Annotated in this window: 13 protein-coding genes; 6 read left to right on the top strand and 7 right to left on the bottom strand. The window is 41.4% G+C overall.

The features are described from left to right. Window positions 1-140: 140 nt before the first annotated feature. The gene (locus AC1DDX_RS18200) at window positions 141-1,043 is read right to left on the bottom strand and encodes a DUF6268 family outer membrane beta-barrel protein (RefSeq protein WP_337716558.1); all 903 of its coding nucleotides are present in this window, start codon (window positions 1,041-1,043) and stop codon (window positions 141-143) included. 328 nt (window positions 1,044-1,371) lie between these two features. On the opposite strand from AC1DDX_RS18200, the gene AC1DDX_RS18195 reads away from it, so the two are divergent. Together AC1DDX_RS18195 and AC1DDX_RS18190 are read left to right on the top strand one after the other, a co-directional pair. Further along, entirely contained in the window at window positions 1,372-2,202 is an 831-nt protein-coding gene (locus tag AC1DDX_RS18195) for a sensor histidine kinase (RefSeq protein WP_477622371.1), read from the top strand. 20 nt (window positions 2,203-2,222) lie between these two features. Further along, a complete protein-coding gene (locus tag AC1DDX_RS18190) occupies window positions 2,223-2,765 on the top strand; it encodes a LytR/AlgR family response regulator transcription factor (protein ID WP_477622370.1) in 543 nt (180 codons plus the stop codon). A gap of 21 nt (window positions 2,766-2,786) precedes the next feature. Here the strand turns inward: AC1DDX_RS18190 and AC1DDX_RS18185 are convergent, their stop codons facing one another. Continuing rightward, window positions 2,787-5,171: an ABC transporter permease gene (locus AC1DDX_RS18185; protein WP_337716552.1), complete on the bottom strand. Its 2,385-nt coding sequence runs from the start codon at window positions 5,169-5,171 to the stop codon at window positions 2,787-2,789. A gap of 248 nt (window positions 5,172-5,419) precedes the next feature. Here AC1DDX_RS18185 and AC1DDX_RS18180 point away from each other — a divergent pair, with 248 nt between their 5' ends. From AC1DDX_RS18180 to AC1DDX_RS18170, 3 genes are read left to right on the top strand one after another with little or no spacing between them, the layout of a single operon-like run. Continuing rightward, window positions 5,420-6,229 (top strand): SDR family oxidoreductase, encoded by an 810-nt coding sequence (locus tag AC1DDX_RS18180; RefSeq protein ID WP_288878993.1) that lies wholly within the window; start codon window positions 5,420-5,422, stop codon window positions 6,227-6,229. A gap of 4 nt (window positions 6,230-6,233) precedes the next feature. Then, window positions 6,234-7,028, top strand: a complete 795-nt coding sequence (locus AC1DDX_RS18175; protein WP_477622369.1) for a helix-turn-helix domain-containing protein — start codon at window positions 6,234-6,236, stop codon at window positions 7,026-7,028. 9 nt (window positions 7,029-7,037) lie between these two features. After that, window positions 7,038-7,370 carry a nuclear transport factor 2 family protein gene (locus AC1DDX_RS18170; RefSeq protein ID WP_288878991.1) on the top strand — a complete coding sequence of 111 codons (333 nt, stop codon included), beginning with the start codon at window positions 7,038-7,040 and terminating at the stop codon, window positions 7,368-7,370. An 11-nt stretch (window positions 7,371-7,381) separates the two neighbouring features. On the opposite strand, the gene AC1DDX_RS18165 is transcribed toward AC1DDX_RS18170, so the two are convergent. Further along, entirely contained in the window at window positions 7,382-7,912 is a 531-nt protein-coding gene (locus tag AC1DDX_RS18165; RefSeq protein ID WP_172659777.1) for an NAD(P)H-dependent oxidoreductase, read from the bottom strand. 158 nt (window positions 7,913-8,070) lie between these two features. On the opposite strand from AC1DDX_RS18165, the gene AC1DDX_RS18160 reads away from it, so the two are divergent. Further along, window positions 8,071-8,430: a winged helix-turn-helix transcriptional regulator gene (locus tag AC1DDX_RS18160; RefSeq protein WP_288878990.1), complete on the top strand. Its 360-nt coding sequence runs from the start codon at window positions 8,071-8,073 to the stop codon at window positions 8,428-8,430. Between the two features lie 63 nt (window positions 8,431-8,493). On the opposite strand, the gene AC1DDX_RS18155 is transcribed toward AC1DDX_RS18160, so the two are convergent. From AC1DDX_RS18155 to AC1DDX_RS18140, 4 genes are all read right to left on the bottom strand, one after another. Next, the gene (locus tag AC1DDX_RS18155) at window positions 8,494-9,696 is read right to left on the bottom strand and encodes an alpha/beta hydrolase-fold protein (RefSeq protein WP_477622368.1); all 1,203 of its coding nucleotides are present in this window, start codon (window positions 9,694-9,696) and stop codon (window positions 8,494-8,496) included. Window positions 9,697-9,894: 198 nt separating this feature from the next. Further along, the gene (locus AC1DDX_RS18150; RefSeq protein ID WP_477622367.1) at window positions 9,895-11,187 is read right to left on the bottom strand and encodes a TonB-dependent receptor family protein; all 1,293 of its coding nucleotides are present in this window, start codon (window positions 11,185-11,187) and stop codon (window positions 9,895-9,897) included. Beyond that, window positions 11,093-12,307 (bottom strand): carboxypeptidase-like regulatory domain-containing protein, encoded by a 1,215-nt coding sequence (locus tag AC1DDX_RS18145; RefSeq protein WP_477622366.1) that lies wholly within the window; start codon window positions 12,305-12,307, stop codon window positions 11,093-11,095. The genes AC1DDX_RS18150 and AC1DDX_RS18145 overlap by 95 nt, the downstream gene beginning before the upstream one ends. Next, a partial coding sequence (locus tag AC1DDX_RS18140; RefSeq protein ID WP_477622365.1) for an HTTM domain-containing protein occupies window positions 12,297-13,636 on the bottom strand: 1,340 nt, incomplete at its 5' end. The genes AC1DDX_RS18145 and AC1DDX_RS18140, both read right to left, overlap by 11 nt.

The following is a 13,636-nucleotide window of genomic DNA, read 5'->3' as shown; positions in this document are numbered from 1 at the left end:
GTTCAGGAGGGAAAGAACAAGATGAGCGTTTTAAATGCGGTAAGAAACAAAATCATCCATAGGATATTCGCTGTAATAAAAAACCAAACCATCTATAAAAATGATTTGGTTTTGTCATAGAAATCGAGATGACGACGGCCCTAAAACCCAATCTGCAACCCTGCTGAAGCATACGCCGATGCCTTAAAAGAATACCCTTTATCCTGAAAAATCGTCTTTAAACTTCTATTCGTTATTTGTGCCGTCCGCGTAGCATTTAATCCAAAAGTGAGCGGTATAGAAACACGTTTCCCTATCTTTATTTCCGGACGCAATCCCAGAACAACATACTGGTGGGTAAATATCTTATCCTTTCCTTCCTGTTCCAATAAAGCCATCTGTCCGTTAATCTCCGTTACAAAACTTAGCCTTAAGTTTTTATTGACATTGTAGCCTGCCGACATTTCAAGACCGTCCTTCAGCGAAATATGAACACTATAACGTCCGGATGTGGTCCAGTTGAGGTAAAAAGCAGGAAATAGCATCGGAAATCCGAAAGAGTTATTGATAGCAAGACCACCTCCCAAATCCAGATTCGGCCTCAAATGACGAATGAAAACAACACTGGCACTAGCCAATGTATTTTTATACCTGATTTGYGACAATTTAGTACTTGGCATAAAAATTCCGCCACCTATCCCCGCTTTCAGTGACCACCTATCATTTAATGGCCGCTGATAATTAAGACTTAAACCCAGATTCAAAATCTCATTAATAACCAATGGTTCAGTAAAATTCCTATTATTAAGCTTAACATATGCCCCGCCTCCGCTAATAGACCACATCGTAGGGCGGTTTTTCTCATTCAACTTCATCGAGAGAGGAATGTTTATACCTCCCTGATAAACCATTGCTGAACCCTTACTATTCCCTATCGTCTGACTAGAGTCGCCTTCTGTTACCTGATACTTTGACGTCCCAAAATATTCAGTCTTGAAAAAAACCTGTGCACTGATGTTTGTACAAGTCACGCTTATAAAAACACAAATCAATAATAATCTCATAATTTTAATATATAGAAGACGTTTTTTACGTCTGTTGAGACAAATATCAAAGGGATTCCGGCGCGTCGAAAATAGTTTTGACCGATGGGCGTTTCGCTTTGACGCCTGGTAATTGTCTATAGATTAATACCCTTAACTTTGTGGCATGACACTTTTGAAAAACTACGATCGGTTTGTTATCCTCATATGGATATTCCTAACCATTGTCTTTGGCTTTCGATACATACCCGACTCATCTATTGTGGAAGGTGGCTTGTTGGCATTATGCGTCATGTCCTGCGTATACCCATTTACCACATACTTAAGCAAAAACCTGTTACAAAAAGCAATGAGACAAAAAAAGATGCTTTTGTTCGTCGGGCAGTTTTTTCTTGTGTCAGCCATATCTGCCATTTTTATACCTGCAATTCTTTATGGTTTTCTTTATTTAGAAGAAAGCGGCATTTTTCCTCCATCCGAGTTATTATTGGGGAGGAGTGTATTTGGCATAATGTACATAAATGCTTTACTGGTGGCCTTATTCGTTAATTTTGGATTTTGCGGATTGAGGTTCTATGAGGAAAACATGAAACTGCATGAAGCCTTGGTTCAGTCCCAATTACAAATACTTCATCAGCAAATCAATCCTCATTTCATGTTTAATGTACTAAATCACATCAACATACTAATGCTGGAAGATGTAGATCTGGCCTCTTCATTATTAATAAAATATTCTAAAATACTTCGTCATCAACTCAACAGCGAGAAAAACAGAAAAGTAAGCATAGAGCAGGAAGTTCAATTCTTAAAGGACTTTATTGATATAGAAAAAGTACGCTGGGGAAACGAGCTGACCATAAATTGTTCCTGGAAGGTCGAAGATAACGACAGGGAATTCCCCCCTTTGTTGTTGATTACATTTATAGAAAATGCCTTTAAACATGTTTCTCGTGGCATATCAGAGGCTTATGTAAAGATAAATTTTGAGCAGACAGCAAAGTCGGTTTGCCTGGAAATCGAAAACTCCAAATCGAATATTCAACAGGAAAAAGACAGCGTTTCGGGATTAGGACTAGACAACATTAGAAAACGTTTAGATATTCTTTATGCCAACGATTATAGCTTGACAATCAAGGATTCTGAAACAACTTATTATACAAAACTGGTGATCAAAATATAGAATTATGGCAGAGATTGCCCATGCTGTCCGGGCTTGAGTTTTTAGAATCCCTGGACAAATCCCCACTCACCATATTAACCACAGCTTATTCAGCGCATGCACTGGAAGGCTTCAGGTTGAATGTTGTAGATTATCTGTTGAAGCCCTTAGAGTTTCAACGTTTCTTTCAGGCAGCAAACAAGGCATTGGATCTGTTTCAATCTCGTATCGTATTACAAAATAGTAAGGAAGGCTCCGACTCAGATATGTACATCAGACAAGGTGATACTTTCCGGCGAATAGTTTGGGAAGATATCCTATTTGTGGAAGGAATGCAGAATTACCTGAAACTGCACTTCAAAGATAAGACCTTTGTTATTCATCAGACAATGACCTCATTAGAGGAAATGCTCCCTAAGGATTCGTTCTTCAGAATACATGTATCCTACCTGATTAACATCCGTAAAATCGACGCCATTTCCGGAGGCCGGGTTTTTATTGACGGAAAACAACTCCCTATATCACGCCACAGAAAAGAAGACCTGCTTAAAACGGTAGTATATATTAAGTTAATAAGCAAGTAAGTGTTGCTGCTATCCAAAAAGCTACTGCGACCTCAAACTTGTCGCCGGATTCATCATCGCAGCCTTCACAGACCTGTACCCCACAGTCAAAACCGCCACAGTCATATTTACCAGAATTGCCAGTACAAAAATCCCTGCCCCAATACTGATCCTGTAAGGAAAATTCTCGAGCCAGTTATTCATCACCCACCAACCAAGAGGCGCAGCAACTACAAAAGCAATTAGCAGCAAACGGGTAAACTCCTTACCAAAAAGCCATACAATGCTCTGCACACTGGCGCCCAATACTTTGCGCACACCTACTTCCCTGGTTTTTTGAGCAGCCATAAATGAGATCAGTCCGTACAAGCCCAAACAACCGATCAGTATCGCAATACCGGCAAAAACCTGTATCAGATTCAATATAATCCGGTCGCGATCATAAAACTTAGCAATCCTATCATCCAGAAAATCATACTTATACACATTATTCGGGTACACCTTAGCCCATACGTCCTTCATAGCACCAAGCGTAGCATTCATATTTGCCATATTCACTTTTACCGCACAAGCACCGTAATTATCACGCAAAGTGGTAATATAAAGCGCATCAATACCCTGATGGAAAGACTTATTGTGGAAATCCTTAACCACACCTACCACTGTACCCTTATAACCATTCATCACCGCAGTTTGCCCAATAGCATCCTGATTTTTGGCCAACCCCAGCTTCCTTACTGTGGTTTCATTAACCAGAAACTCACGCACGGTATCCGAAGGCATCAAATTACGCCCGGCTAGGATTTGCAAATTGAACATAGAAGCATAATTGGCATCCCCCGCTTTTGTTGATATGCCAAAATCTTCGGCCTTTGGGCGGGAACCAAACTGAATACTAGTGCTCGGAGCGAATTCAGAAGCCGGCGCATCACCACAAAACGTCAGATTTTCCACCCCGGTTATTCCCGAAAGTCCGGCTTTAAGCGCACTGAGTTTAGTAATTTCATTATTTGGAACCGGAAGCATTACCACAGCATCCCTGCGGAAACCCATATCTGCCTGCCTAGAATAGCGCACCTGACCAGCCACCACAAGCGTACCGATAATCAGTAACTGACAAATAGCAAACTGCATAACCACCAAGCCCCTCCTCATAGAAATACCACCGGCATCTTTTTGCGACAATTTCCCCTTCAAAGCCAGCACAGGCTGAAGACCAGCGAGGATCAAAGCCGGATAAGAACCCGACAGCATGATCATAACAAGGAACAATGCGGGCAAAAACAGCAACATATATACATCGCTGAAAAGATGAAGTTTCACCTGCACATCAAACAACTGGTTCACATAAGGTAAGCTCAACTCAGCCATAATCAAAGCCACCACCATAGCCAGCATCGTAATCGCCGCAGTCTCTACTATAAACTGCCAGAACAGCTGCCAGCGCTGCACCCCCAGCACTTTCTTGATACCAATTTCAATAGAACGCTTCAACGCCTGCGCAGTGGCCAGGTTAATAAAATTCACACAAGCGGTGATGATCAGGAAAACGCCGATTAACGACAAAGCCCATAGATTTCTCTTTTCAACCGGACCATGCAAATTAGGATTAAAATGGATATCAGAAAGCGGTTGCGCCCTGAATTGAAAATACTTGGCATCTTTCGCATTGTAATGACTTTTGGACATGGCAATAAGGGCCTCTTTTATTCTGGCAGGCGTTACACCCGGTTTAACCAGGATAAAACACTGCAGACTTCTGCTCACACTAAACCACCAATCCTTTTCAACCATCCATGGACTATGTTGTTTCAAATGCTCAAAAGGCACGTAAATTTCTTCAGGCCGATCGGTATTAACAGGCAGATCTTTTAGAATCCCTGCAACTGTCACACTAAATATATTATCTACACGAAAGGTCTTCCCAATAGGATCTGCCCCGCCAAAATATTTCCTGGCAATGCGTTCTGTAATCAACGCCGTATTGGGCACACGCAATGCCGATTGCTTGTTTCCGCGGATCAATGGTAAGTCCAGGATATCAAGAAACTCTGGCTCAGCAAAAGCCAGACTTTCCTCAAACTTTGCTTCTGTGCCATTGGCCGAAGGAATAGCAATAACCCTGTCGGGAATAGCCGCCACACTTGCAACCTTTTCCGCAAGCGGATAATCACTTCTGAAGGTTTCCGCAAGCGGCGAAGTTACCCCAGTGCTATAAGTAGTCTCTTCACCATGAAATTCCGTAGTGATCCGGTAAACCCGATCGGCTTTAGAATGGTAGCCATCAAAACTCAGGTGGTATTTCACCAATGCAAATATCAGGACAGCAGAGGCAATCCCCAGTGCCAGGCCAAGCACATTAGTAAGTGCATATGATTTATTGCGCTTCAAATTCCGGAACGCGATCTTGAAGTAATTTTTCAGCATAGCTATATTTTTTAATCAAAATCAGCATTACAACAACATAGCCATAAGGTAAAAAATCCTTTTTTAAGCCACAAACGCCAATTTCACGGCAAATCACTTGTGCGAATATGAACACCACTGTCCGAAATCAAACAACCTCCTCCTCTCCACCATACCTCCGTCATTTTGGCTACTACATTCCTCAATATGGCCACATCCAGCACCCAACTTCTGTTGACTTTTGTATATCACATTTAAACAATGACAAAATGAAAAAAACAATTTTTATTACAGGAGCATCTTCAGGCTTAGGAAAAGCCGCTGCCAAACTGTTTCAAAGTAACGGCTGGAACGTTATCGCCACAATGCGCAATCCCGACAAAGAAACAGAATTGAATACACTGGAAAATGTAACCTTACTACCATTAGACGTTACCAATGTAGAACAAATTCAAAACACAGTAAAAGAAGCAATAGCAAAACACGATATCGATGTGGTATTAAACAACGCAGGCTACGGATTGGTAGGTGCGCTGGAAGCGATTTCAGATGAACAGCTCGTGAAACAAATTGACACCAACCTGTTGGGGGTGATCCGCGTTACCCAGGCTTTTGTAGCGTATTTCAGAGAAAAGAAAAGCGGATTATTCCTGACCACTACTTCTATTGGCGGCCTCGTAACTTTCCCTCTGGACTGTATTTATCACGCTACAAAATGGGCTTTGGAAGGTTGGAGCGAAAGCATGTCATTTGAATTAGGCCTTCACAACATTGGCATCAAAACCATCGCACCAGGCGGAATTAAAACCAATTTTGCAGGAGAATCTTTAGCTGTTGCTCACCACCCTGCCTACGAAGAAGGATTAGAAAAATTATTCGGTTTAATGAATCCCGACAATTTTGAGCCGGTAGAATTAATCGCCAAAGTGGTGTACGAAGCCGCTACCGATGGTAAAGATCAACTTAGATATGTGGCTGGAGAATTTGCCAATCAACTATATGCAAGACGTCTCGAGATTGGTGCTGAAGCAGCAGTAAAAGAGATGAACAAAATGGTGTTCGGAGAATTAGTAAATTAGCACAATGAGGAAAGAAGCAGACAATCTTTTGAGGATAAATTCTATTTCAGAACTGCACCGGATGCTGGGCTTACCTAAACCCCTGCATCCGTTGATCAGCCTTGTAGATAATTCCACAATGGTAATGAATGAAGCCTATATCAAAAGTTCTTTTGTGTTCAATTTCTACAAAATATCTTTCAAAAAGACATTGAAAGGAGTATTCGGCTATGGTCAGGGATACTATGATTTTGACGAGGGTGGTATGATATTTACCGCTCCCAATCAACTGATCTCAATTATTGGAGATGATAAAGAGTACGAAGGTTTTTCACTGCTTGTCCACCCCGATTTTATCCGGAATTACCCCTTATGCAAGAACATAAAGTCGTACGGATTTTTCTCTTACGAAGCCAATGAGGCATTGCACCTGTCTGATAAGGAAAAGACAACTATTTTGGGCGTTCTGGATAACATTCAGCAAGAATTAAATGGCACTATCGACGATTTCAGTCAGGACCTCATGATTTCTTATATTGAAGTATTGCTGAATTACAGTAATCGCTTTTATAAACGGCAATTCATTACCCGTAAAGCGGTAAACAATGATTTACTCGTGAAAATGGAAGATGTGCTGAGCAGTTATTTTGACAAAGAGGAACCACTGGACAACGGATTGCTTACCGTGGATTATCTCGCACAGCATTTAAATGTTTCGCCAAGGTATCTTAGTGGTTTCGAGCACCCCCAATCATTCAGTAAAATCTTTAAAAAGAAAACCAATGTCACGCCGCTGGAATTCAGGGCCTCATTCAATTAAAAAACCGCAATGGACATCAAATCATTTATATCAGACTGGATTAATCTGAGCAATGCCCTCGATACCGATAAATACCTCCAGAAATATAACACAGATGCTATTTTAGACGATCCTTCTGTTGGCAGAAAATTTATTGGATACGCTGGCATCAAAGATTATTTTACAAGCTATTTTATCGGATACAATACACATACCCGATTGATAAAACTGGATATCAATAATAACGAAGCACATCTGGAGGTAGAGTTTACCGGCGAATTTCCAGAGGGAAAAATCGGCGGCATATTTGACATGACATTTAAAAATGGAAAGATAGCAACCGTAAAAGCAGATTTAATTTAAAAAACAGTTTTTCACATCCCTCCCAGAAAAGAAATATAGTCCTTCGCACTCTCTTCAATTCTTGCTTCAGTTGCATCATGCTCCGCCCCATAAAAAGCAAAAAGTGGTTTATAATCTGCTTTGATATAATCAAATGTCACTTCAAACGGAGCAGTCAGTTCTTTGAGCGTATATTTATACCTTCCTTCCGAATGGTAATCCTCTTCATTTATACCCGCAGCAATACCCAAAGCTATTTTCTTACCAGCGAGTTTATACCCACTGCCTTTACCATATGCCCAGCCATGCGTCAACACCAGATCCAACCATCTTTTTAAAAACGGCGGACAATTAAACCAGTAAAATGGAAACTGAAATATGATTTTATCATGTGCTGCGACCAGTTCTTGCTCATGTGCAACATCAATTTGTTCATCCGGATAAAGGGCGTGCAGATCATGTATGGTATACTTTTCAGGGTATTTATTTAATTCTTCAATCCATCGCTTGTTGATTACCGAATTTTCGAGATCCGGATGTATCACAATCACCAAAGTCTTCATGCTATAATTATTAAAAGTTATGCGTTTAAATTTGCACTGCAAAGATCAGGCTTATAACGCTCCGCTGAAATACGGGGGTAATTAATCCCTTAGTGATAAATTAATCCCTATGGACTTAAACCATCAGTTTAGTACTTTTGAATTTTATAGAAAGCCATATGTATCAGCGAAAAATTCCCATCGATTATAATTGCGGCCTTATTGTAGCCATGGAAGTGGTAGGCTCTAAATGGAAATTTTGCATACTTGATGAAATTTCAAAAGGAGAAACCCGTCCCAGAGACATCCTAAATGCAATAACCGGCATAACCAGACGCGTATTACAGCAACAATTGAAGGAATTAGAATTTCATGGAATGATTGGAAAAACAAGCTATGCTGAAGTCCCTTTGCGTGTAGAATACCACCTTACCGAAACCGGAAAATCCCTTCTCCCGCTAATCTCTGCCGTTGATAAATGGGGATTGGAGTTCGCTCCCCAGTTAAAAACCGTTCTGGAAACTCCCCCAACATCCTAGCACACTCGTCATTTTTCCTCGTCATCTCCTTTGGTTAATCAAGGAGATGACGACCCCTTTAGATTAGCCCTTCCCTTTCATTACTCCTGCCTTTTTATAAAAACCATCTGACAACTCCCTCTTCCCTAACTCCTTATAATAATCACCCATTGCCTCATAAGATTTATAACTATTCGGATAATTTTTCAAATTCAAATCAAGATACTTCTTTGCTCTGTCAAATTGCTTAGACCCCATCAGTTCATGAGCCACCGCATTTATCAACTCTCCCGGAGGGGCAACTTTATACCCTAATCTCTTACTAACCATCTCGTAATGCGCTGCCAGTTTTCCATCCTCACTGTAATCTGGAGCAAAGAACCCTGGGAAAGGAAAACTGATCCCATAAAAATTATAAATAAAACCCATGGCATCAATAATGCCTGGCAAAGCAACACCTCCATGATCGTAATCAGGGTAGTATTTCGATTGGTAGATCAATGGATGCGCACCTATTATCGATTTAATGTACTGATCAAAATTCCACTCTGAACGCATAGGTAAAGTTCTGAGATTCGTATCCGTTTTTAGCGCCTCAATCGACAAACTTTTGTCAACCGAATGTGCGATAGCAAGAAAAACACTAGTATTAGAATAATCAGCAAGGGTAAGTTTGTTTTTTACAGAATTGATCCAGTTTYCCTTTTCCCACCAGGTGGTCGGGTCGAGCACAACATGGTTCTGGAACAATCCCTTATGATTCAGTAGAGCATTGATAGCAGCCAAACCCCCAAGCGAATGACCTATTATGGTGCGATGCGGAGCTGCAGGACAAATGGAATCTATATGTGGAATAAGTTCTTTTTCTATAAATCCAAGAAACTTTTCACCATCACCAGAACTGGCTGCCATGCCGGCAGGAACAAGAGGAGGATTCGGCCAGTGTGTAGGACTCAAATCTCTCATCCGGTCGGTATTGACTATACCTACAACGATGACCTTTGGACTTGAAAAGTTCCCACTGCCTCCGCCTTTGCTTTCGGAAATTGCGGCTATCGTTTGAAAGTATGAGCCAGCGTCAAGAACATAAATAACAGGATACTTCTGATCCGGTGCAAATTCGTCTGCTGGAGTATCCGGAAGATGGACAAGAATCTCTCGCTTTTCGCCCAGTATCTTAGAATAGATACTGTCCCGAAAGCCTAAAATCATTAACTTCTTAGTTTGGGCGACTAAGAAGAATGTTGAACTTACAAATAGTCCGATGGTTAAAATTAGCGTTTTCATAACGCAATGATAGCACTTGATACTACATGCCTTAAACAAATGTGACGGAACCCCGAAAATATGTGACCAATTGAAGAATGAAGCTACAGAACGCTATTTTCCTATAAAAATATAACACTTCTTCTTCCTAACCCACTTCGTCATTCTTCCCGTCATCTCCTTTGATTAACCAAAGGAGATGACGGTGGCCGCCCCTCTTTACAACTTAACCTGCAGCGTTAAATAAAACGTCCTGTTATCAGACGGCAAAATACCCGGCCCGGGATAACCATCTGCCCTACGGGTAAAATACTTCTCATCCAGCAGGTTATTGATACTTCCAGATAAGGTAAACAACTTCCATCTGTAGGTTGCGCTAAGATCCATTACCTGATACGCAGGTACTACCCCATCAATTGCCCTATCTGATCTTTCAGCATTGGTCGCATCAGAATACTGTTTACCAACATGAGAAAACTGGTAAGCAACATCAAAAAGCTTATTCCCAAAAGAAACACCTGTACGAAATAAAATAGGCGGAACAAATTCAACCAGATTATCCTTTCGAACCGATGGGTCCAAACTGGTGATATATCTCGCATCTATCAACGCAAAATTGGTATAAACGCTGAGTTTATATTTACTGGTTCCTTTACTAATAGCCTTCAATAAATCACCTTCTATTAAGCTCTCAAACCCAATATTACGACTATCCCCTATGTTTTTCCTTAGGCGGTAGTTTTCCAGATTATCAGCGCTTTTTGTGTTTACTGAACCAATGCGTTTATTGTATTTCAGATAAAACAAGCTCAGGTCGTACCGCATCCAGGAGTTCACATGACCTCTTATACCGCCATCAATGGTATACCCCTTTTCATCTGACAGAGTAGAATCGACGCGGGCATTCGGATTGACAACCCTGATATCGTTGAAATTTACACTGCGATAGTTTTGTGATACATTGGCATACAGTTCAATGCCCTTCATAGGTTTATATGAAGTACCTAAACCAAAAAAGACGAAGGCCCGGTTATTTGTTTTCTTCTCAAAATTCTGGATGTAGTAAAAATCATCATAAGGACTTGATTTGGTGGCATAATACCCGTCTGCTTTAGTAGAAATAAACTCGAACCTCGCACCCGGAGTAACGCTCCATTTTTCAGTCAGCTGGAAAATATTCTCGGTAAAAACCGCCACATTAGTCCCTGGAAATTCATAACCGGAGCCACTCGGAAAGCTACCTGTGTATTTAAAAGTCGGGCCGCTGCCATCATCTGCATTCCCCTGATTGCGCAGGGTTAAACCCTTGTAAACCCTCACGCCCCCCAAAAAGGTACTAGGCTGATTGTTTACTAATTTATACTGATGAAGCAAACGTATCTCTGACCCAAAATTCTTAAAAGTATCGTCCAGTAAATCACGCTGACCTCCAGGGTCCGGTCTGTTGATATAACTGTGCCTGTCTGCTACCATGTAGATAATAGCTACGCCAGTTAATTTTCGTATGGTCATTAAACTCATAATCAAGGGTAACGCTAGCCAAATTCCAATCTACCTTAAACCAGTTTCGGGCGCGGTTAGACTGACTTGGATCAGCTTCAAATTCCTCATCAGTTAAGCCGCCCGGTAGCTGCGCCAGGTAATGCATGTAAGTGTATTCACCCGTTACTTTGAGCTTTGGTGTAAACTGGTAATCGAGGTGCAGATAAGCCCCATTCTGGTCAAAATGACTGTTTGGACGCCAACCATCACCACGTTTATATTGGTAGTAAGCATAATAATTCAGCTTTTTTACCTTGCCACCAATACTATTAAAAGAATTAAAAAATCCATAGGAACCTGCAGTTTGGCGACTGGTAACCTCCACCGGTTTATCTGCAGGGCCTTTTTTTAGCTGGAAATTTATCAGACCACCAAATTGTGTCCCATACTGCAAACTGGCAGCACCGCGGATAATCTCTATCCTGTCCAATGCTTCGGCAGGTGGTGTATAGTAACTTTCCGGGTAACCTAAAGCATCCGCGCTAATATCATAACCGTTTTGACGAGTGTTAAAGTTCGATACCCGACTTGGGTTTAATCCCCTGCCTCCAATGCCAAGCTGAAGTCCGCCACCATCATATTCAATAATGTTGATTCCCGCAACACGACTGTATATCTGCCGGGTATTGTTAGTGGCCAGGTTTGCATTCAAATTTCCTACATTAACCACCTCAGTTTTTTTCCCCGCATAAATGGCAGTTCCTTCTACCTGCCTTAAATTGCCCGATGCCATTCGCTGACTGCTATCCTGTACATTGACTTCGTTTAATTGTCTGGTATCAGCATCTTCTAAAGCGATGTTAAGGACAATATTGCCGTTAACGTTGATTTTTTTACGGAAGTTTTTTGCGCCTACCAGGCGAACAAGCAGCTCATATTCTCCGCCAGCAATTTCCTTAAACTCAAAATTACCATGCTCATCACACGCGGTCTTCAAGCCTCCGGGAGCCAGGCTCACAGTTGCACCACCGGCAGCCTGATCGTTGATTTGCACTTTACCATTAATGGTATAGTTTTGTGCAAACGCGTTTAAAAAACAGATATTAAACAGTACAAAAAGAAATATTTTACCAAAGGTGTTATTTTTCATCTTTAACAAGGGGTAGTATCCAGGTATAATGACGCCAGCTAAAAGGCTGTCTGGATAGATCAATAGTGGGGTTAGTAAATGGGCGCGAACGTTCTCCGTTCAGCGCCACGTAACATTCTGCATAAACAGCCGGATCTTTTAGCCCGCGCTGTTTGTATACCGATGCCAGATAATGCGCATAGCGCAAGATCAGATCGGGTTGGGTACTCATCATTTTATCCTGTAAAGGAGTAAGAAACTCATTGTTATTAACTTCATAAATTTTTCCGGTAGAAGGTTCTTTAACATAAAAAAAAGTATTGCCCGATTTTTCCATCAGCATTACACGCCACGAAAAACGGTAACCCTCTTCATACCAGAACAACTGACCGGGATAAGCTAAAAACCGTAAGGGAACAATTAATTGAACACAAAAATAGAAACCTAAAGCAACCATAAACATGCTGTTTACGCGCGCAGGCAAGTGATAAACACTATGATCGGAAGTAGTTTGTCCCGGGCTTTTAATTCGGTTCAGTAATTTTTGCTGAGCGGAAGAGCTGAAGAAAATATAGCTACAGATGATCATCACATAAGGGAACATCCCTATGCCGGGAAAAAACAAAGCTGTAGCCAGATGGAAGCCGATCACAAAAACATAGGCGATGGGACGGGTCTTCCGGTTAACTAAAAAGAAAGTGATAAAAAGATCATATAGTGCACCAAACCAACTGAAAAAATAAGCCACCCAGCTTTTGTACATCAAACCGCCGATCAGTGGCAGATGGCTTTTGGCAGGCAGCCAGATTTTCATGGGCGTAGCGTCCAGTAGCCAGTCAGGACTGAGTTTGGCAAGTCCTGCAAAAAAGTAAACCACTGCAATTTGCAAACGGATAATACCAACGGTCCATAATGGGACCATATCACGCCTTAAATCAGGCCATATTTTTACATCAATGGAAAAATACCGGTTTGCAGGAAGCCAGATCATTAAAAACCCAACCAGACTGATAAAATAATAGTGATTGAGATAGTTGGTCGCATCAATCATTTCAATATAGGTGAAGGACAGGAAAAAGACCACTGCTGTAATGCGGTACAGAAGTCCCGCAGCCATTCCCAGAGCTGAAACGCAAGCCAGCAAAAAAAGGAGGTGCATCCCGGTACCACCAAGTGGATGCACCCACTCAAACCCCCAGTAGTTAAAGTAAAACCGGGGCGTCACATATAAATCTGTTATCCATCCATTGAGCCAGAAACGCATAATTCCGGCAAACATCATTAACCCAAAAAGCACCCTGAAAATAACCAGCGGTGCAATAGATACAGGAGCGGTGCAATAGATACAGG

This window comes from Pedobacter sp. 10L46_2 (assembly GCF_056395165.1).
This window is presented reverse-complemented; position numbering and strand designations above follow the sequence as displayed.

Coding starts and splice junctions, on each gene's coding strand:
- AC1DDX_RS18195 (WP_477622371.1), top strand. CDS start 1,372: ATGAGACAAAAAAAGATGCTTTTGTTCGTCGGGCAGTTTTTTCTTGTG.
- AC1DDX_RS18190 (WP_477622370.1), top strand. CDS start 2,223: ATGCTGTCCGGGCTTGAGTTTTTAGAATCCCTGGACAAATCCCCACTC.
- AC1DDX_RS18185 (WP_337716552.1), bottom strand. CDS start 5,171: ATGCTGAAAAATTACTTCAAGATCGCGTTCCGGAATTTGAAGCGCAAT.
- AC1DDX_RS18180 (WP_288878993.1), top strand. CDS start 5,420: ATGAAAAAAACAATTTTTATTACAGGAGCATCTTCAGGCTTAGGAAAA.
- AC1DDX_RS18175 (WP_477622369.1), top strand. CDS start 6,234: ATGAGGAAAGAAGCAGACAATCTTTTGAGGATAAATTCTATTTCAGAA.
- AC1DDX_RS18170 (WP_288878991.1), top strand. CDS start 7,038: ATGGACATCAAATCATTTATATCAGACTGGATTAATCTGAGCAATGCC.
- AC1DDX_RS18165 (WP_172659777.1), bottom strand. CDS start 7,912: ATGAAGACTTTGGTGATTGTGATACATCCGGATCTCGAAAATTCGGTA.
- AC1DDX_RS18160 (WP_288878990.1), top strand. CDS start 8,071: ATGTATCAGCGAAAAATTCCCATCGATTATAATTGCGGCCTTATTGTA.
- AC1DDX_RS18150 (WP_477622367.1), bottom strand. CDS start 11,187: ATGACCATACGAAAATTAACTGGCGTAGCTATTATCTACATGGTAGCA.
- AC1DDX_RS18145 (WP_477622366.1), bottom strand. CDS start 12,307: ATGAAAAATAACACCTTTGGTAAAATATTTCTTTTTGTACTGTTTAAT.